This is a genomic window from Saccharothrix stipae, from assembly GCF_054781895.1.
Genome location: NZ_BAAGTN010000007.1, coordinates 106,931 through 125,118, shown reverse-complemented (window position 1 = coordinate 125,118; position 18,188 = coordinate 106,931). Strand labels below are relative to the sequence as shown.

Here is an 18,188-nt window from a genome sequence, read left to right as displayed (position 1 = left end):
ATCACGGGCGGATCGGCCGGGCTCGTCGGTGCGGACGGGACGGCTCAGGCGAGGTCGAACCGGTCGAGCTCCATGACCTTGGTCCAGGCCGCGACGAAGTCGGTCACGAACTTGCCGCGGGCGTCCTCGCTCGCGTAGACCTCCGCGAGGGCCCGCAACTGGGAGTTGGAGCCGAAGACGAGGTCGACCGAGGTGGCGGTCCACTTCAGCTCGTCGGTGGCCGAGTCGCGGATCTCGTACGCGTGCTCCCCGGACTCCGACGCCTGCCACCGGGTGCCCGGCGAGAGCAGGTTGACGAAGAAGTCGTTGGTGAGCACGCCGGGCCGGTCGGTGAGGACGCCGTGCCGTGCGCCGCCGTGGTTGGCGCCGAGGGAACGCAGGCCGCCGACCAGGACGGTCATCTCGGGCGCGGTCAGGTCGAGCATGTAGGCGCGGTCGACCAGCAGCACCTCCGGCTGGAGCCGCTCGCCGGCGCGCACGTAGTTGCGGAACCCGTCGGCCCGCGGTTCGAGGAACTTGAACGACTCGACGTCGGTCTGCTCCTGCGTGGCGTCGGTGCGACCCGGGCGGAACGGCACGGTCACCTCGAAGCCAGCCTCGCGCGCCGCCTGCTCGACCGCGGCGGAGCCGGCCAGCACGATCAGGTCGGCCAACGAGATCTTCGCGCCGCCCGCCTCGTTGAACTCCCGCTGGACGCCCGCCAGGGTCTCCAGGACCTTCGCGAGCTGCTCGGGCTCGTTGACCTCCCAGCCGCGCTGCGGTTCCAGGCGGATCCGGGCGCCGTTGGCGCCGCCGCGCTTGTCGGTGGACCGGAAGGTCGCGGCGGAGGCCCAGGCGGTGGTGACCAGCTGGGCGGTCGTGAGGCCGCAGTCGAGCAGCTTCGCCTTGAGGGCGGCGACGTCGGCGTCACCCACGAGCTCGTGGTCGACGGCAGGCACCGGGTCCTGCCACAGCTGGGCTTCCGGCACCCACGGACCGAGGAAGCGGTCGACCGGGCCCATGTCGCGGTGCAGCAGCTTGTACCAGGCCTTGGCGAAGGCCAGGGCGAACTCGTCGGGGTGCTCCAGGAAGCGGCGGGAGATCTTCTCGTACGCCGGGTCGACGCGCAGCGACAGGTCGGTCGTGAGCATGGTCGGCTTGTGCTTCCTGGACGGGTCGTGCGCGTCCGGGATGATCGCCTCGGCGTCCTTGGCGACCCACTGCTTGGCACCGCCGGGACTCGTGGTGAGCTCCCACTCGTAACCGAAGAGGATCTCGAAGAAGCGGTTGCTCCACTGCGTCGGCCGGTCGGTCCACGTCACCTCCAGACCGCTGGTGATCGTGTCGGCGCCCTTGCCGCTGCCGTGGGTGCTCAGCCAGCCCAGGCCCTGCGCCTCCAGCGGCGCGCCCTCCGGCTCCGCGCCCACGTGGCCGTCGGCGACGCCGGCGCCGTGGGTCTTGCCGAAGGTGTGGCCGCCGGCGATGAGGGCGACGGTCTCCTCGTCGTTCATCGCCATCCGGCCGAAGGTCTCCCGGATGAAGTGGGCCGCCGCGAGCGGGTCCGCGTTGCCGCGCGGGCCCTGCGGGTTGACGTAGATGAGGCCCATCTCGGTCGCGCCGACCTCGGGCGCCATCTCGGCGTCGCCGACGTAGCGCTCGTCACCCAGCCAGGCGTCCTCCGGGCCCCAGAAGATCTCCTCCGGCTCCCAGACGTCCTCGCGACCGAAGCCGAAGCCGAAGGTCTTGAAGCCCATGGACTCCAGGGCGACGTTGCCGGCGAGCACGAGCAGGTCGGCCCACGAGACCTGCTGGCCGTACTTCTGCTTGACCGGCCACAGCAGCCGGCGCGCCTTGTCCAGGTTGGCGTTGTCGGGCCAGCTGTTGAGCGGCGCGAAGCGCTGACCGCCGTCGCCCGCACCACCGCGGCCGTCGTGGGTGCGGTAGGTGCCGGCGGCGTGCCAGCTCATGCGGATCATCAGGCCGCCGTAGTGGCCGAAGTCGGCCGGCCACCAGTCCTGCGAGGTGGTGAGCACCTCGGTGATGTCGCGCTTGAGGGCCTCGACGTCGAGCTTGGCGAACTCCTCGGCGTAGCTGAAGCCCTCGCCCAGCGGGTTGCCCTTCGAGGAGTGGGCGTGCAACACCGAGAGGTCGAGCTGGTTGGGCCACCAGTCCCGGTTCGTGCGGGGACGGCCGCCCGTCTTCGGGGTCGGCGAGTCGATCGCCGGGTTCTCGCTCTCGCTGCCGTGCGCGGTCACGGGGTCGTGCGCGACCGGGCAGCCGACCGCGGCCTTCTGGTCCACGCCCTGCGCGCTCGACTGGGGCGTTGCCTTGGGGTCGGTCATCTACGTCCTTCCAACTGGCGGTTCATCGGCGGTGTTCTCGGTGGAGCAGTCGGGGCAGGTGCCCCAGAAGACGACCTCCGCCTCGTCGACCAGGTAACCGGCGTCGTCCGAGGCGGTGAGGCAGGGGCTGTGACCGACGACGCACTCGACGTCCGCGATCATGCCGCAGGACCGGCACACGACGTGGTGGTGGTTGTCCCCGATCCGGGACTCGTAGCGGGCGGTCGCGCCGGCGGGCTGGATGCGCCGCACCAGACCGGTGTCGGTCAACGCCCGCAGCACGTCGTACACCGCCTGGTGGGAGACCTTCGGGTGATCGACGCGGACCAGTTCGATCACCTTCTCGGTGTCCACGTGCGGGTGGTCGCGCAGCGCCGCGAGGACCGCCAACCGAGGCCGGGTCACGCGCAACGAAACCGCCCGCAGCTGCGCCTCGAAGTCGGGTGTCACGCCAAGACCCTAGATTGCTTGTCTGGAGCTAATCAAAATTACCTTCGTCACACCGCATCCGGTCAGCCGCCGTGCGTGCGCCTGCGCCGGGCGAGGACGAGCACCGCGGCGCCCGCCGCGGTCAGCAGCACGGCGAGCAGCACGGCCGTTCCCGCGCCGCCGACACCGGTGGAGGCCAAGCCGCGTGGCCTGGGCGCGGACGCCGCCGGCGAGGTGGTCGTGACCGGAGTGGTGGTGGTCGCGCCGGTGGTGCTCGTCGCGGTGGTGCTCGGTGGGGCGCAGGCGCCGCCGGCCGTGGGGTCGACGTCGCCGACGGCGATGGTGAAGACGTCGCGGTCGGCGACCGTGCGACCGTCGGTGAGGGTAGCGGTGACCTCGATGGTGATCCGGTAGGTGCCCTCCGCGCCGAAGGCCCAGTTGGCGTGGGCGTGGGTGCCGAGCGGGACGGCGGTGGTGTCGGGCAGGCCGTCCCCGGAGTCGACCAGCACGACCGGGGCCATGCCGGTGAGGAAGACACCGAGGCGGCCGGGGCCGTCGACGGCGGCCACGCGGAGGTCGACGCCGCCGGCCACGTCCCGCGGGCTGAGCGACTCGGTGTTCCACCCCGCCCACACGATGCCGGGGATCTGGGTCTGCGGGATCAGCCAGACCGGTGCGCCCGGTGCGCCCAGGAACGAGTAGGCCGGGTCGGCGGGCACGGTGTTGCGCGCGGCGGGGACCAGGTGCAGCACGACGTCGGCCGGGTCGCGCCACACGGCGCGGTCGGGTCCGGCCGTGCCGTCCTTGACCTGGGTGGTCAGGCCGCCGGTGAGGATGCGCGGTGCGATCAGGTCGACGTGACCGTCGTTGAGGACCACGCACGACGTGGGCGGCGCGGTGGTCGTCGTCGTGCCCGTGGTGGTGGTCGCACTCGTGGTGGTGGTGGTGGTCGTCGTGGTGGTGGTCGTGGTGGAGGGGTTCGTTCCCGTGCCGGGTTTCACGGTGGCGGGGTCGATCGCGCCGACGGCGATGGCGTAGGTCGTGGTGTCGCGCAACGGCGACCCGTCGGGGGTGGTGGCCGTGACGGTGAAGGTGAGCCGGTAGACGCCCTCGGCGGTGAACGTCCAGTTGGCGTGGGCGTGGGTGCCGAGCACCAGCGGGTGCTGCTGCGGCAGCGGCAGGGCGGTGTCGAACACGCGCGGCAACGGCTCGCCGACCGGGCCGGTCTGGAACACGGTGAGCTTGCCGGGCGCCGCGCTGCCGGGCAGGTCGCCGCCGATCGCGTCGAGGGTCCAGCGCACCGAGCCCGGGTCGACCTGGTCGGCGGTCAGGGCCTCGGTGTTCCACCCCGCCCACACCACGTTGGGGTCCTGGACCTCGGGGATGAGCCACAGGTCGCTGCCGACCGGACCGAGGAACGCGTACTCGGGCAGGTCGGGCACCTGGATGCGCGACTCCGGCTTGACGTGCGTGACCACGCGTTCGGGATCCAGGACCGTCGGCGGAGAGGTGTTGCCGTCCTTGAAGCGGATGTCCAGCGCGCCGTCGGCCACGACCGGCGCGAGCAGGTCGACGTGCCCCACGTCGACGACGGTCGTGGACTCCTGGGCCATGGCCGGGGCGAGGGACAGCGCGGCGAGAGCCGCGAGGGCGGCGAGCGCGGCCCCCGCGCGGGTCGGGGTGGTCACGGCTTCTCCTCGGCGGGGCGGCGGCGGGCGAGCACGAGCGCGGCGGCGCCCGTCACGACCAGGACGAGCGCGAGACCGGCGGTCGCGGGCAGGGCGGCGGGACCGGTGTACGCCAGGCGGCCGGGCGTGCCGGTCTGCCGCTCGGTGTTGGTGCCCGGCTGGTCCGGTCGGACCGGGTCACCGTCGCCGACGACGAAGGTGAGGGTCTCCGCGTCGGTCAGCGGGGAGCCGTTCGCACCGGCCGCCGTGACGGCGAAGGTCAACCGGTAGCGGCCGGGTTCGGCGAACGCCCAGTTGGCGTGCGCGTGGGTGCCCAGCGGGACGGACAGGTGGTCCGGCAGGCCGTCGGCGTCGTTGAAGACGATCGCCGGTGCGCCGAACGAGCCGGTGGTGAACAGGCCGAACGCACCCGGCCCGTCGACCGCGGTCAGCGTCCACGTCACCGGGCCCGACACCTCGGCCGGGCGCAGTTCCTCGGTGTTCCAGCCCGTCCACAACAGGTCCGTGCGCTGGGTCTGCGGCAGCAGGAAGACCTGCTCGCCCGCGCCGCCGAGGAAGGCCAGTGCCGGTTGCGCCGGGAGTTCGGTGCGCGCGGCGGCCGTGACGCGGAACTCGACGTCCGCGGGTTCGCGCCAGGTCGTGACGCCCGTGGTCGTGCCGTCCTTGACCTGGAGGTGCAGGCCGTCCGGCAGCAGGCGGAGCGCGACGGCGTCGACGTGACCGCGATCCAGGGTGACCCGGCCGGTGGCCGTGGGCGGCTGCTGCGCGGCGGCCTCGATCCGCGGTTCCGGTGCCGCGGCGGCGACGGCCGGCGCCGGTGGGAGCACCTGCGGCTCGCGCACGGTCTCGGGCCGCACGATCTCGGGCCGGGCGGCCGCGGCGACCGACACCGGGTAGTCGCGCGTGGCGGTCAACGGCCTGCCGTCGAGCGTGTGCGCCGCGGCCTCGACGCGCAGCAGGTGATCACCTGGCGGCGGCGCGTCGACCCGCACGGTCCCGCTGGCGGCGACCGGGACCGGCACCGGTTCGTCCGGCGGCGCGGGGGATCGCACGACCGAGGCGCGCACCCGCACGGTGTCCCCGAACACCGTGCCGGGCTCGATCGCGGTGGTGTCCCAGCGCAGCTCCACCCACTCGGACTCGACCGGCGCCGCGAGCGGGTCGGGCGACTCGTCCAGCACCAGCGAGCCGTTCTCCACGTCCAGGACGGCTGCCACCGCGTCCGTGACGGGCGTGCCGGGAGGCGTGGACGGTGCGGGGTCGGCCGTCGCGGCGGGCGCCGTCATCAGCAGCGCGGCGGCCACGCCGAGCAGCGCGCCGGTCCGGGTGGGTGTCACGACTTCTCCTCGGCGAGGGCGGTGGCGAGGGCGGGGACGGCGGTCCGGCGGTTCCGGGTGAGCAGGCCGTGGCGCGGCGCGAAGAGCCAGCACAGCAGGAACACCGCGGTGAGGGTGAGCACGATCAGGCCGCCCGCGGCCAGGTCGAACGCGTAGGACAGGTAGAGGCCGAGCACGCTGCCGCCCGCACCGATCAGCGGTGCGAGCAGCATCGTGGCGCCGAGCCGGTCGGTGAGCAGCCGGGCCGCCGCGGCGGGGGTGACCAGCAGCGCCAGCACCAGGACGTTGCCCACGGCCTGCAACGAGATGACGATCGCCAGGGTCACCATCACGTGCAGCACCACGTCCAGCCAGAACACCGGCAGACCCAGCGCGCGGGCCTGTTCGCGGTCCAGGGTGGTGGCCACGAACCGGCTGTTGAACAGCGCCGTGCACAGCAGCACCGCCGCGCCGATCACGGCGACCGAGACCACGTCCGAGTCGCCGATGCCCAGGATCGAGCCGAACAGGAACGACTCCAGCGAGCCGCCGTAGCCGGGTGCGGTGCTGAGGATGACGATGCCCAAGCCGAACGAGGCGGCGAAGAAGATCCCGATGACCGAGTCCTCCTTGAGCCTGCGGTTCTGGGTGAACACCGCGATCAGCACCGCGGTGACCACGCCCGCGACCGCGCCACCCAGCACGAGGTTCGAGCCGAGCACGAAGGCGACCGCGATGCCGGGGAAGACCGCGTGCGAGACGGCGTCGCCGATGAACGCCATGCCGCGCAGCACCACGTGGCTGCCGATCACGCCGCAGACCAGCCCCGACATCAACGCCACCAGCAGCGCGCGGCGCCAGAAGTCGTACTCCCACGGCGCGACCAGGAACTCCAGGACCGCGGTCACCCGGTCACCCCCAACGCCTTGAGCAGTCGCTCCGCCCGGTCCAGGCCGAAGGTGCGCAGCCAGATGTCGGTGTCGGCCAGCGCGGACGGTTCGTCGTCGGCGACCACGGTGCGGTTGAGCAGGCACAGCCGGCCGCACAACGTCGTCGCGGCGGCGAGGTCGTGGGTCGTCATCAACACCGCCACGCCCTCGCCGCGCAGTTCGGTCAGCAACGTGCCCAGCAGCTCCTGGGTTGGTGCGTCGATGCCGGTGAACGGCTCGTCCAGCAGCAGCACCCGCGGTCGCAGGGCCAGTGCGCGCGCGACCAGGACCCGTTGCCGCTGACCGCCCGACAGCTCGCCGACCGGCCTGGTCCTCAGGTCCGCCATGCCGACGCGGTCCACGGCCTCGGCCACGGCCTCGCGATCGCGGGCCGTGCGGCGGCGCAGCAGGCCGGTCAGGTGGGTGCGGCCGGTGGCGACCACGCCCTCGACCGTGATGGGGAAGTCCCAGGCGAACTCGTGGCGCTGCGGCACGTACCCCAGCGATCCCCGGGCCTGGCGCGGCGTGCGGCCGCCGACGACGACTGTGCCGCGGTGGACCGGGACGAGGCCGAGCACGGTGCGCAGCAAGGTCGTCTTGCCCGCGCCGTTGGGACCGATCAGGCCGACCAGCTCACCGCCACGCAACCGGAAGTCCACATCGGACAACACCTCCCGGCCGCCCAGGTGCACGGTCACGCCGGTGATGTCCAGCACCAGGTCAGGCATCGGTCCTCCGGGCGGCACGGCGGGAACGGACGACGAGCGCCGCCACCGCCGCGGCCGCGAGCACGCCACCCACCGCGAGCCACACCAAGGGCGGGCCGGCGGTGGTCCGTGCCTCGGTCGTGCCGGACGGCGGGGTGCTCCGCCCGGTCGCGGCGAACGCCGCCGCCGGGTCGCCCGGTCCGATGTGGACGTTGAGCGTCGCGCGGTCCGCGCGACCGTCGGCGGTGGCCATCTCCACGTCCAGCGCGTAGGCGCCGGGCGCGGTGAACACCCAGTTGCCGTGCACGTGGGTGCCCGCCTCGACACCGGTCTCCTGCGGGTAGGGGCGGTCGCTGCTGAAGATCGTCTCCGGCGTGCCGAAGTTGCCGGTGAGGAACAGCTCGAAGCGGCCGGGCCCCTCGACGCCGTGCAGGCGCCAGTCCACCTCGCGGCCGACGACCTCGGCGATGCTGGGGTCCTGGGTGTTCCACCCCGGCCACACCACCCGCTGGTCCTGCACCTGCGGCAGCACCCAGATGTCACCGCCCGGCGCACCGAGGAACGCGTACGCGGGGTCGTCGGGGACGGTGGTCCGGGCCGCTTCCGCCACCTGGAGCACCACGTCGGCGGGTTCCCGCCACACCGGCCCGGCGCCGGTGTCGTCGCGCAGCTGGAGGGTCCACCGGCCGTCGACCAGGCGGGGGCCGAGGTCGACGTGGCCGTCGGCGATGACGACCGGCGCGTCGGCGTGCGCGGCCGGCTGCGCGAGCAGCAGCGTGGCGGCCGCCGCGAGCAGGGCCGGGATCAGGCGAGGCACCGGGCGACCTCCTCCGCGTTGTGGCGCATCATGTCCGCGTAGCTGCGGGTGCGTTCGTCGAAGGAGTCGCCGTAGAGCAGGCACACCTCGACGCCCTGGTCGCGGGCGACCTGGGTGAGCACCGAGCCGCGCTGGGCGAGGTTGGGTTCCATGAACACGGCGGGCACTTCCAGGTTGCGGATGGTCTCGGTCAGCTTGCGCACGTCCTCGACGCTGGGTTCCTGCGCGGGGTTGGGCACCACGAACCCGGCCACGCTCATCCCGTAGGCACTGGCGAAGTAGCCGAACCCGTCGTGCGTGGTGACCAGGTGGCGGCGGTTGCGGGGCACGGCCGCGACGGTGTCGCGGACCCGGGCGTCCAGCTCGTCGAGCCGGGCGAGGTAGTCGCGGGCGTTGCGGTCGTAGTCCGCCGCGCCGTCGGGGTCCGCGGTGCGCAGCGTGTCCCGGATCAGCTCGGCGTAGGCACGGCCGTTGCGCACGTCCTGCCAGAGGTGCGGGTCGATCTCACCGTGCACGTGCTTGCCCAGCACGGCCTGCGGCAGCTGGTGCACCGACGTGCCGGCACCGCCCAGGAACGCGAACCGGGCGTCGTCGGGCACCGTCGTGATCGCCTTGTTCGGCACCTCGATGACGGCTTGCGCGGCGGGCACGACCTCCTGGGTGGTGCCGCCGGCGCGGTCGTTGAACGTGTACAGCTCGCCGGTGTCCAGGTCGACCGTCAGGTCCGTGTGCCCCTCGTGCAGCACGGTGCCGGCGACACCGGTCGGGTCGATGCCCACCGCGAAGGTGAACGTGCTCTCGCCCAGCGGCACCTCGTCGCCGCCGTTGCGCAGCGATGCGCGCAGGGTGAGCCGGTAGGTGCCCGGCGCGGTGAACGCCCAGTTGAGGTGCGTGTGCGCGGCGGGCGGCAGCGTGGTCGAGTCCACATCGGACAGGCCGTCGCCGGAGTCGAAGTACACCACCGGCTTGCCCAGGGACTCGGTCAGGTAGACGACGAGGTCGCCCGGACCTTCCACGGCGGTCGCGGTCAGCCGCACCTCGGAGGTGCGGGTGGCGCCGCGCTGCTTCCCGTCGCCACGCACGCGCAGCCCGAGCCACAGCACGTCGAGCCCGACGTCCTCCACCAACGGGATCACGTGCGCGCCGTAGGTCTCCGAGGCTTCGGCCAGCGAGACGTTCGGCGTCCCCTCGCGCGCGTTGGCGTCGATGGCCTTGATCAACCGCTGCTCCTCCAGCAGCAGGTGGTTGGTGAACGTCACGTCCGCCGCGGCGACCTTCTTCGCGTCGGCGGGCGTCGGCTCGTAGGAGTGCGGATCACCGCCGGGCGGCACCAGCGAGTCCACCCGGACCCGCTGCCCGCCGACGTTGCGCACCAGGTCGGCGAGGATCTCGGTGGTGGCGACCACGGACAGGCCCTCGCCACCGCCCCGCTCACCCGTCGAGGTGCACGCGGTCACGGTGAGCAGGACCGCGCACAGGGACGCGGCGGCCCGTGAGGGCGCACGCACTCGCATGAGTTGTCGAACCTCCAGACACCCGTCACCCGACCGGTGGGGCACCGCGAACCTAATTCGAACGACAACCGTTTTCAATAGACCATCCGGCCGCTGTCGGTAACGATTTTCATGTGCGACGCTCCACTCGCGTCCTCCCTGGACCGCGCCCACCCGCACGAACGGAGTGCACCGACCTTGCGCACGACTGCACGCATCGCCTTGCTCATGACAGCGGTGACCGGCCTGGCCGGCCTCGCCGCCGCACCCGCGACGGCCGCACCGGTCGTCACGATCGACACCGGCCACGTCGACGTCTTCGGCGTCGCCTACGAGGACGGCGCGTTCGACCTGCACGTCCACGACGAGGCCGCCGAGGCCGAGTACGCGCCCTCCGAGGTGCTCCTGGTCGCCAAGTCCGCGGCGAAGACCACCGTGCCCGCCGACCCCGCCTACGCCTTCCTCGGCGCTCCCGGCGCGCCGGTCTGGGTGCTGCCCGAGGTCGAGGACCCGAACCTGCTGTGGCCGGGCATCGCCGCGGAGGAGGTCGAGCCCGGCGTCTTCGTGGACGGCTCGCTGCGCCTGCGCGTGGTGGGCGTCTGCGGCCCCGACGACTTCAGCATCTTCACCACCGACGCGGTCGGCGCGCCGGCGGTGCTGGTCGACAGCGGCGACGGCCTGCCCGACCGCGTCGACCTGACGCCCGGCGGTCACCTGCACGCCAACTGGGCGTTCGAGGCGGCCGGCCAGTACAGCATCACCGTCCGCGCCGTCGGCACCCTCGCCTCGACCGGTGCCCGCGTCGTGTCCGACCCCGCCACCTACACGTTCAAGGTGAACCGATGATCGCCCGCCTCACCGCCGCCGCGCTCGCCGCCGGGCTCGCCCTGCTCACCACGGGAACCGCGCACGCGGCGGTCACCCTCTCCGCCGGCCACGTCGACGTCCTCGACGTCGACTGGACCGGCACCGCGCTCACGCTCGACCTCCGCGACGGCACCGCGTCACCCGCGGTCGACCGCGACCCGACGACCGTGACGCTCAACGCCGTCCCGGCGAGCAAGTCCACCGTGCCGTCCGGCAGCGCGTACTCGTTCCTCGGCGCACCGGGTTCGACGTTCTGGGTGCTGCCGCAGAACTCCGTGAGCGGGATCCTGTGGCCGGGCTTGGACACCAGCGGCGTCCCCGCCGGCGTGCTGCTGAACAACTCGTTGACCGTGAAGCTCGTGTCGGTCACCGGTCCCGCCGACTTCAGCGTCTACACCACCGGCTTCGGCGGGTCCGTGACCGTGTGGTTCGACAGCGGCAACGGCCTGCCCGACAGCCGGACCTCGGCGATCAACAGCCACGCCCACGCCAACTGGGCGTTCGAGGCGGCGGGCACCTACACCGCCGTCTTCGAGGTCACCGCGACCAAGGCGGCCGGTGGCGCGGTCACCACGGGCCAGAAGAGCTACACCTTCACCGTGCAGCCCTGATCCCGACGAGCACCGACCACCGTTGACCCTTTGACCACGACGGGTCCGCGGCGCTCACCGAAGGGTGCGCGACACCGCCGGTGTCGCGCACCCTGCCGCTCACCCTCAGCCGAACGACCTGCCCGGCCGGCTCATCGGCTGGTTTCCCGCACGGGCGCGGAGATGCCTTGCAGTGAGAGCAAGAGGTCGCGGACGTCGGTGGCGGCGATCCGGCCGGTCCGCTCCACCTCGGCCGGCACGGCGGAATCGGAGCACAGCAGCACCGGGCCGTCCTCGGCGCGGTCGGGGAGCCTGCCGTGCGTGCCGCGCACGCATGACGGGTCGAGCGGCACGACGTTCATCGCGTAGCGGAGGCCGAGCTTCTTGCGTGCCAGGTTGAGCCCGGCCTTGGCCTTGACGAACGGGTCCTCCGGGTCGAAGAACAGCTCGGCCGGGTCGTAGCCCGGTTTGCGGTGGATGTCCACGCCGCGGGCGAAGTCCGGTGCGCGATCGTCGTCGGTCCAGTAGTAGTAGGTGAACCAGGCGTCGGGTTCGGCCACGACGACCAGCTCGCCCGACCGCTCGTGGTCGAGGTGGACGCCTGCCTGTGCCTCGCGGTCGAGCACGGTGTCCACGCCGGGCAGCTCCGCCAGCACGGCCCTGGTTCGCGGGATGTCGGCCGGGTCGGCGACGTAGACGTGGGCGATCTGGTGGTCGGCCACCGCGAACGCGCGGGAGGTCCACGGGTCGAGCAGCTCCGTGCCGGCTTGCGCGTAGACCTCCAGCAGCCCGGCGCGGCGCAGCGCCCGGTTGATGTCGACGGGCCTGCGCGCCGCCGTGATGCCGTACTCGGACAACGCCACGACGGTCGCGCCGGCCGCCTCGGCGTCGGCGAGCAGCGGTGCGAGCGCGGCGTCCACGTCGGCCGCCGCCCGCACGGCCTCCGGGCCGGAGGGGCCGAACCGCTGGAGGTCGTAGTCCAGGTGCGGGACGTAGACCAGCAGCAGGTCGGGGCGTTGGGCGGCGAGCACCCGGCGGGCCGCGCCGACGATCCACTCGCTGGACCTCAGCGCCGCGGTCGGCCCCCAGTACTGGAACAGCGGGAACTCGCCCAGCTCGCCGACCAGCTCGTCGTGCAGGGCGGGTGGGCGGACGTAGGCGTCGGGCGACTTGCGGCCGTCGGCGTGGTAGATCGGGCGCGGGGTGACGGTGACGTCGGTCGAGGCGCCCATCGCGTACCACCAGCAGATGTTCGCGGCGGTGTAGCCGGGGCGCGCGCGGCGGGCGGTCTCCCACAGCTTCTCGCCGCCGACCAGCCGGTTGGACTGGCGCCACAGGTGGACCTCGCCGAGGTCGCGGAAGTACCAGCCGTTGCCGACGATGCCGTGCCGGGCCGGGGTGAGCCCGGTCAGCAGGGTGGACTGGGCGCTGCACGTCACGGCGGGCAGCACGGTGCCCAGCTCGGCCTGCCAGCCACGGCGGCCGAGGCGGGCCAGGTTGGGCATGTGCGGCAGCAGGTCCGGTGTCATGCCGACGACGTCGATGACGACCAGCGGGTTCATGGTGTGCCTCCGATGTGGTCCGACGCCCAGCGCAGTTCGGCGGCGATGCCCGGGGCCAGGTCCGCGCCCGCGCCGGGCAGGACCGCCCACGTGTAGGTCTCGACCTCGACGTGCGGCAGGGCGTCCGAGGTGGCCCGGACCGCCTCGACCGCCGTCAGCAGCACGTCGGTGGTGGCGGTGAGCGGCGCCTCGGGCCGGGCGTGCAGGGGGACGTGGAAGTGCACCCGCCACGGGTGCGCGGCCGGCAGGTCGGTCAGCGCCGCGGGCAGGTCGTCGGCGGCGAGCACCCCGCCGGGCGCGTTCTCCCGGACCTGGTGCAGGTAGCGCGGCTCGGCGAACGCGGCGATGGCGCGCCTGCCCTCGTCGGTGCCCGGCTCGGCGACCTCCAGCGCCGCCGACGCCTGGACCTTGACCACCGGGAGCCCGCTGCGGCGGATGCCGGCGACCGCCTCGGCCGGGTCGGCGAAGGACACCGCCAGGTGACAGGTGTCCAGGCAGATCCCGATGTGGTCGTGGTCGACGCGGTCGGCCAGCCAGGAGACCGCGTCGGCGACGGTGTCCAGCACGCAGCCGGGTTCGGGTTCGACCGCCAGCCTGATCGGCCTGCCGTGTCGTGCCGCGTCGGCGCGAAGCGTGCGGGCGACGAGGTCGAGCGAGGCTTGGGCGCGCACGTCGTCGTCACCGGACCACGGCTCGCGCCAGGCCAGCGGCAACGTCGAGATGCTGCCGAAGGACGCCGAATCGGGCAGCAGGTCGGCGAGCACGGTGGCGCACGCGAGGGTGTACGAGGTGCGTCGCGGGTCGGTCCACGGCGGGTGGTAGACGGAGTGCTTGACCACCTCGTGGTGGAACCCGCCGTACGGGAACGCGTTGAGGGTGCTCACCTCAAGGCCCCTGGCCCGCAGGTCCGCCGCCAGGCGCCGGCGGGCCGTCTCGTCCTCGGCGAGGCCGCGGGCGACGGGTTCGGCCAGCCACAGCCCGAGCGCGAGGGCGTCCACGCCCAGCTCCTCCCGCACCGGGACGGCGTAGCGGTCGAGCTGCGCGACCACCCCGGCCAGGTCCTCGGCCGGATGGACGTTGGTGCAGTAGGCGATGGACGTCACGGGCGTTCGCCCCGCAGCACCGAGTTCCCGGCGAACGTCTCCCCCGTCGCGGCGTCGTCCAGGACCAGCCGACCGCTCTGGCCGTAGAACTCGACCGGGTTGCGCCACAGCACCTTGTCCACATCGGACTCGTCGAACCCGGCGGCGAGCATCGCCAGGCCGGTCTTGTGGGTCTTGAGCGGGTCGGACCGGCCCCAGTCGGCGGCCGAGTTCACCAGCACCCGGTCCGTGCCGTACTCGCGCAGGATCGCCACCATCCGGTCCTCGTCCATCTTCGTGTCGGGGTAGATCGAGAAACCCATCCAGCACCCCGATTCGGCCACGGCACGCACCGTCGTCTCGTTCAGGTGGTCGACGAGCGCCCGTCCGGGTGGCAGTCCGGATTCACGAACGAGGTCGAGCGTGCGCGCCGTGCCGGCGGCCTTGTCCCGGTGGGGTGTGTGCACCAGCGCGGGCAGGTCGTGCCGCACCGCCAGCTCCAACTGCCGCGCGAACGCCTCGTCCTCCTCGGGGGTCATCGAGTCGTAGCCGATCTCGCCGACCGCGACCACGCCGTCCTTGGCCAGGTAACGCGGCAGCACGTCGAGCACGGCGGTGCAGCGCGGGTCGTTGGCCTCCTTGGGGTTGAGCGCGAGGGCGCAGTGGTGCCGGATGCCGAACTGCGCCGCCCGGAACCTCTCCCAGCCGATCAGGGCGTCGAAGTAGTCGGTGAACGAGCCGACGTTCGTGCGCGGCTGGCCCAGCCAGAACGCGGGCTCGACCAACGCCCGCACCCCGGCGGAGTGCATCGCCTCGTAGTCGTCGGTCGTCCGCGAGGTCATGTGGATGTGCGGGTCGAAGATGCGCATCAGCTCTCGCTCCTCAGCAGTTCGAGCGCGTCGTCGGGCACGGCGCGGCCGGCGGCCCGGCGTTCGTCGGCGAACGCGCCGACCATGCGCCGCAGTTCCGCGTCGGCGCGCCGGCCCAGCCCGGCCACGGCGGTGAGGGGGATGCCCAGGAACAAGCACTTGAGCACGCCGTGGCGCCAGGCGTGGGCGTCGAGGTGGTCGGCGGCGAACGGTCCGAGCGCCGCCGCGACGAGCCTGGTGTCGTTGGTGCGCAACGCGTCCTTGACGAGTTCGACGCCGGCCGCGACCGCCCTGTCCCCCACGGAGGCGAGCCCGCGCAGGACGCCACGGCGTTCGGCGTCGTCACCGAAGCGGTAGAGCGAGGTCAGCTCGGTCGACAGCTCCTCCGGACCGGTCGTCGCCGCGAGCGCGGTCAACAACCGGGTGCGGGCCACGTCGTCCACGGTGCCGTGCACGACGCCGAGCGGGTCGGACGCGCCGCGCAACGCCTCCCGGCCCACCGCCCGGCCGACCGCGGGGAAGAACGTCCGGATCGACATGGGGTCGGTCCGCACGGTGCGTTCGGCCTCCGCCAGCCACGGGTGCTCCGGCGCCGGCTCGGGCGACGCCTCGCGCAGCGCGCTCATGGCCCGGCGCGCCACGTCCGGTGCGGCGTGGCTGTGCCGGGGCAGTTCGACCGCGGCGAGGCCGGTGTAGCCGATCTCGTCCAGTGCGGCGAGGGTGGCGGCCAGGTCCAGCTCGCCCTCGCCGAACTCCAGGTGCTCGTGCACACCCGGCCGCATGTCGTCCAGTTGCACGTTGAGCAGCAGGTCGCCCGCGCGGCGGATGCAGGCGGCGGCGTCCCGGGGTTCGACGGCGACGCAATGGCCCACGTCCAGCGTGATCCCGAGCAGCGCGGGCGAGCCGAGTTCGGCGCGCAGGTCCAGCGCCTGGTCCAGGCGTTCGACCAGCATGCCCGGCTCGGGTTCCAGCCCGAGCGGGATGCCGTACCGGGCCGCGCCGTCCAGGACCGCCGCGACGCCCGACCGCATCCGCCGCCACGCCTCGTCGTCGTCCACGCCCGCGGGCACCACGCCGGACCAGAACGACACGCAGTCGGCGCCCAGGTCGGCCGCGATCCGCACGGCACGCAGCAGGAAGTCCACCCGGGCCTCCTGCGCGTCGCTGACCAGCGTCGGGTGGTGCTTGCGCCACGGGTCCAGCAGGTACCGCGCGCCGGTCTCCACCACGACGCCCAGGCCGAGGCGGTCGAGCCGCGTCGCCACCTGCTGGACCTGCCGCGGCAGGTCCGGGCCGAACGGGTCGAGGTGGTGGTGGTCGAGGGTGAGCGCCACCCCGGTGTAGCCGAGGTCGGCGATCACCGCGAGCGCGTCGTCCAGCCGGTGGTTGGCGAACCCGTTGGTGCCGTAGCCGAGGCGGAACGTCATGTCGGCCCCACCTTCCGGCTCAGCGCGCGGGCCAGCGGCAGCACCAGGGCCAGGCCGGCGGCGACGGCCGGTGAGCCACCGCGCGCCACGAGGGCGCATTGCAGCGGCACCATGCCGTGGATCCCGGTCCTCGTGGCCGAGCGGACCGTGCCCGCGCCCGGGTCGCGCACCGCCGCCAGCTGCGCACGGCCCACCGTGACGGCGTACGTGGCCGCGCCGGCGATCGCGCCCAACCGGTGCCGCCAGGTCCGCCCCGGCCGGGCGAGCGCGGTCACCGTCGTCACGGCCGTGCCACCGAGCACCGCCTTCGCCACACCGGTCGACCCGCCCCGGACCTCGCCGCGCGACAGCACCGTGACGCCGAGCGTGTGCCCGGCCATCACGGCGGCGGCGGGCAGCGCGCCCACCGCCCGTTCCCGCCCCGCGCCCAGCACCACGTCCAACCCCCGGCACGCGGCCATCGCGAGCGGTCCGGCCGCGGTGTCCTTCAGCACGGTGTCGTAGGACCACACCGCCGCCGCCAACGGCACCGCGACCGCCAGCGAGTCCCGCCCGCCGGCCAGCGCGGCGAGCCCGAGCCCGGCCGCGCTGAGCGCCACGGCGGCGGTCAACGCGGCACGGGGGGCGACCCGGCCGGACGGGATCGGGCGCTCGGGACGTTCCGCCGCGTCGAGCGCGCGGTCGGCCCAGTCGTTCAACGCCATCCCGGACCAGTACAGCGCCACCGACGACAACGGCAGGAGCAAGCGCTTGCCCCGCAACGGCACCCCGGCCGCCGCCGCACCGGCGAGCGTGTCGCCCAGCACGGTCAGCGCGGCGGGCGCCCGGACCAGTTCCGCGTACGCCCTCATCCCAGCTCCCCCGCCCACCGGTACAGCTCGCGGGTCTGCTCGGCGAACCGGTGCTCGTCGCTGCCCAGCGGGTCCTTGAAGAAGAACGCGAGCGCACCCAGCGCACCGACCCGGCCGGCGGCGTGCGCCGCGGCGACGAGCCTGGTGAGGTCGAGCACGAGCGGCGCGGCCAACGAGGAGTCCAGCCCGGTCCACGTCAGTTGCAGCGACATGCGCGCCCCGAGGAACCCCTCGAACGACACGTGGTCCCACGCCGTCTTCTGCTCACCGAGGTCGGGCACGTTGTCGATGTGCAGCGGCGCGGTGACGTCGTCGCCGAGCAACGCCGCGAGGCCGCGCGCCTTCGACTCCAGCTTGCTGTCCGCGTGCGCCGGGTCCTCCAGGGTCGCGCCGTCGCCACCACCCAGCAGGTTGGTGCCCGCCCACGACCGCACCCGCAGCGCCCGCGCGGTGAACATGGGCGCGAGCACCGTCCGCAGCAAGGTCTCCCCCGTCTTGCCGTCCCGCCCCGCGTACGGCAGCCGTTCGCGGTGGGCGAGTTCGTCGAGCGCGGGCAGGGCGATGCCGGTGGACGGGGTGAAGTCGACGAAGGGGCAGCCCGCGCGCAGCGCCGCGTACGCCGCCACCGAACTGGGCGGCAGCACCGCGCGCGTCGGGTCGGCGAGCGCCGCCTCCAACGCGGCCAGGTCGTCGTGCTCGGGTGTGGCCGGCACGGGAGGTTCGGTCGAGGACACGTTGACCACGACGACGCGGGCCAAGCCGTGCCGCTCGCGGAAGTCGCCGATGTCGGCGGCCAGCCGGCGGGCCGCGTCGGCCTGGCTGCCGGGGTGCGTCACGGGGTGGTAGCCGGGTCGGATCGCGGCGTCGGCCGCGTGCAGGCCGTCCGCGATCGCGCCGAGCAGGCGGTGCGGCAGCACGCCGCTGTCCGCGAGCTGCTCGGCACGCTTGACCAGCGGTGTGTCGACGATGTCGTGCCCGCCGACGACCAGGTCGGGCCAGCCCGGCAGGCCGACACCGGCCAGCTCGGGCCGTTCGGTCACGCAGCCCGTCGGCGGCGCCAGGCCCGCGCGCAGCGCCAGCAGTCCGCTGATCGCCGTCGTCGCGACCGATCCGCGTGCCCCGATCAGCCACAGCCCGGTGGGTTGGTCCGTCATTGGCCCCCTCCTTCGTCAGCGCCACTCCAAGAACGGTCACCGACCGGCGCCGGGACGCGGACGTCCTGGCACCGGTCGGGCGGGGG

At 73.5% G+C, this 18,188-nt stretch carries 16 protein-coding genes; 2 read left to right on the top strand and 14 right to left on the bottom strand.

Annotated features, from left to right (window positions below; genetic code table 11):
• Positions 1–44: 44 nt before the first annotated feature.
• From katG to ACYVLT_RS13325, 8 genes are all read right to left on the bottom strand, one after another.
• Complete coding sequence (gene katG / locus ACYVLT_RS13360) at positions 45–2,321, bottom strand: catalase/peroxidase HPI (protein WP_461120473.1); 2,277 nt, start codon at positions 2,319–2,321, stop codon at positions 45–47.
• The gene (locus ACYVLT_RS13355) at positions 2,322–2,771 is read right to left on the bottom strand and encodes a Fur family transcriptional regulator (protein WP_461120472.1); all 450 of its coding nucleotides are present in this window, start codon (positions 2,769–2,771) and stop codon (positions 2,322–2,324) included.
• Positions 2,772–2,833: 62 nt separating this feature from the next.
• The gene (locus ACYVLT_RS13350; RefSeq protein WP_461120471.1) at positions 2,834–4,438 is read right to left on the bottom strand and encodes a choice-of-anchor M domain-containing protein; all 1,605 of its coding nucleotides are present in this window, start codon (positions 4,436–4,438) and stop codon (positions 2,834–2,836) included.
• Positions 4,435–5,775: a choice-of-anchor M domain-containing protein gene (locus tag ACYVLT_RS13345; protein ID WP_461120470.1), complete on the bottom strand. Its 1,341-nt coding sequence runs from the start codon at positions 5,773–5,775 to the stop codon at positions 4,435–4,437. Before ACYVLT_RS13345 ends, ACYVLT_RS13350 begins: the two co-directional genes overlap by 4 nt.
• Positions 5,772–6,662, bottom strand: a complete 891-nt coding sequence (locus ACYVLT_RS13340; protein ID WP_461120469.1) for an anchored repeat-type ABC transporter permease subunit — start codon at positions 6,660–6,662, stop codon at positions 5,772–5,774. Before ACYVLT_RS13340 ends, ACYVLT_RS13345 begins: the two co-directional genes overlap by 4 nt.
• The gene (locus tag ACYVLT_RS13335; RefSeq protein ID WP_461120468.1) at positions 6,659–7,411 is read right to left on the bottom strand and encodes an anchored repeat-type ABC transporter ATP-binding subunit; all 753 of its coding nucleotides are present in this window, start codon (positions 7,409–7,411) and stop codon (positions 6,659–6,661) included. Before ACYVLT_RS13335 ends, ACYVLT_RS13340 begins: the two co-directional genes overlap by 4 nt.
• Positions 7,404–8,207: a choice-of-anchor M domain-containing protein gene (locus ACYVLT_RS13330; RefSeq protein WP_461120467.1), complete on the bottom strand. Its 804-nt coding sequence runs from the start codon at positions 8,205–8,207 to the stop codon at positions 7,404–7,406. Before ACYVLT_RS13330 ends, ACYVLT_RS13335 begins: the two co-directional genes overlap by 8 nt.
• The gene (locus ACYVLT_RS13325; RefSeq protein WP_461120466.1) at positions 8,195–9,721 is read right to left on the bottom strand and encodes an anchored repeat ABC transporter, substrate-binding protein; all 1,527 of its coding nucleotides are present in this window, start codon (positions 9,719–9,721) and stop codon (positions 8,195–8,197) included. The genes ACYVLT_RS13330 and ACYVLT_RS13325 overlap by 13 nt, the downstream gene beginning before the upstream one ends.
• 207 nt (positions 9,722–9,928) lie before the next feature.
• Between ACYVLT_RS13325 and ACYVLT_RS13320 the strand changes: the two genes are divergently transcribed.
• Positions 9,929–10,546, top strand: a complete 618-nt coding sequence (locus ACYVLT_RS13320; protein WP_461120465.1) for a choice-of-anchor M domain-containing protein — start codon at positions 9,929–9,931, stop codon at positions 10,544–10,546.
• Positions 10,543–11,178 carry a choice-of-anchor M domain-containing protein gene (locus tag ACYVLT_RS13315; protein WP_461120464.1) on the top strand — a complete coding sequence of 212 codons (636 nt, stop codon included), beginning with the start codon at positions 10,543–10,545 and terminating at the stop codon, positions 11,176–11,178. The genes ACYVLT_RS13320 and ACYVLT_RS13315 overlap by 4 nt, the downstream gene beginning before the upstream one ends.
• A gap of 131 nt (positions 11,179–11,309) precedes the next feature.
• On the opposite strand, the gene ACYVLT_RS13310 is transcribed toward ACYVLT_RS13315, so the two are convergent.
• Genes ACYVLT_RS13310 through ACYVLT_RS13285 form a run of 6 tightly spaced genes read right to left on the bottom strand, consistent with a single transcriptional unit; the run spans position 11,310 to position 18,102 of the window.
• On the bottom strand, positions 11,310–12,719 hold the full coding sequence (locus tag ACYVLT_RS13310; protein ID WP_461120463.1) for an alkaline phosphatase family protein: 1,410 nt from the start codon (positions 12,717–12,719) through the stop codon (positions 11,310–11,312).
• A complete protein-coding gene (eboE, locus tag ACYVLT_RS13305) occupies positions 12,716–13,822 on the bottom strand; it encodes a metabolite traffic protein EboE (RefSeq protein ID WP_461120462.1) in 1,107 nt (368 codons plus the stop codon). The genes ACYVLT_RS13310 and eboE overlap by 4 nt, the downstream gene beginning before the upstream one ends.
• Positions 13,819–14,670, bottom strand: a complete 852-nt coding sequence (locus ACYVLT_RS13300) for a TatD family hydrolase (protein WP_461120461.1) — start codon at positions 14,668–14,670, stop codon at positions 13,819–13,821. Before ACYVLT_RS13300 ends, eboE begins: the two co-directional genes overlap by 4 nt.
• Complete coding sequence (locus ACYVLT_RS13295; protein WP_461120460.1) at positions 14,670–16,097, bottom strand: EboA domain-containing protein; 1,428 nt, start codon at positions 16,095–16,097, stop codon at positions 14,670–14,672. Before ACYVLT_RS13295 ends, ACYVLT_RS13300 begins: the two co-directional genes overlap by 1 nt.
• Positions 16,094–16,948 carry an SCO3242 family prenyltransferase gene (locus tag ACYVLT_RS13290; protein WP_461120459.1) on the bottom strand — a complete coding sequence of 285 codons (855 nt, stop codon included), beginning with the start codon at positions 16,946–16,948 and terminating at the stop codon, positions 16,094–16,096. The genes ACYVLT_RS13295 and ACYVLT_RS13290 overlap by 4 nt, the downstream gene beginning before the upstream one ends.
• On the bottom strand, positions 16,945–18,102 hold the full coding sequence (locus tag ACYVLT_RS13285; RefSeq protein WP_461120458.1) for an inositol-3-phosphate synthase: 1,158 nt from the start codon (positions 18,100–18,102) through the stop codon (positions 16,945–16,947). The genes ACYVLT_RS13290 and ACYVLT_RS13285 overlap by 4 nt, the downstream gene beginning before the upstream one ends.
• Positions 18,103–18,188: the final 86 nt, after the last annotated feature.

What these genes read in the sequence shown, in the direction of transcription:
- katG (WP_461120473.1), bottom strand. Translation starts at nt 2,321, where the DNA reads ATGACCGACCCCAAGGCAACGCCCCAGTCGAGCGCGCAGGGCGTGGAC.
- ACYVLT_RS13335 (WP_461120468.1), bottom strand. Translation starts at nt 7,411, where the DNA reads ATGCCTGACCTGGTGCTGGACATCACCGGCGTGACCGTGCACCTGGGC.
- ACYVLT_RS13325 (WP_461120466.1), bottom strand. Translation starts at nt 9,721, where the DNA reads ATGCGAGTGCGTGCGCCCTCACGGGCCGCCGCGTCCCTGTGCGCGGTC.
- ACYVLT_RS13320 (WP_461120465.1), top strand. Translation starts at nt 9,929, where the DNA reads ATGACAGCGGTGACCGGCCTGGCCGGCCTCGCCGCCGCACCCGCGACG.
- ACYVLT_RS13315 (WP_461120464.1), top strand. Translation starts at nt 10,543, where the DNA reads ATGATCGCCCGCCTCACCGCCGCCGCGCTCGCCGCCGGGCTCGCCCTG.
- ACYVLT_RS13310 (WP_461120463.1), bottom strand. Translation starts at nt 12,719, where the DNA reads ATGAACCCGCTGGTCGTCATCGACGTCGTCGGCATGACACCGGACCTG.
- ACYVLT_RS13300 (WP_461120461.1), bottom strand. Translation starts at nt 14,670, where the DNA reads ATGCGCATCTTCGACCCGCACATCCACATGACCTCGCGGACGACCGAC.
- ACYVLT_RS13295 (WP_461120460.1), bottom strand. Translation starts at nt 16,097, where the DNA reads ATGACGTTCCGCCTCGGCTACGGCACCAACGGGTTCGCCAACCACCGG.
- ACYVLT_RS13290 (WP_461120459.1), bottom strand. Translation starts at nt 16,948, where the DNA reads ATGAGGGCGTACGCGGAACTGGTCCGGGCGCCCGCCGCGCTGACCGTG.
- ACYVLT_RS13285 (WP_461120458.1), bottom strand. Translation starts at nt 18,102, where the DNA reads ATGACGGACCAACCCACCGGGCTGTGGCTGATCGGGGCACGCGGATCG.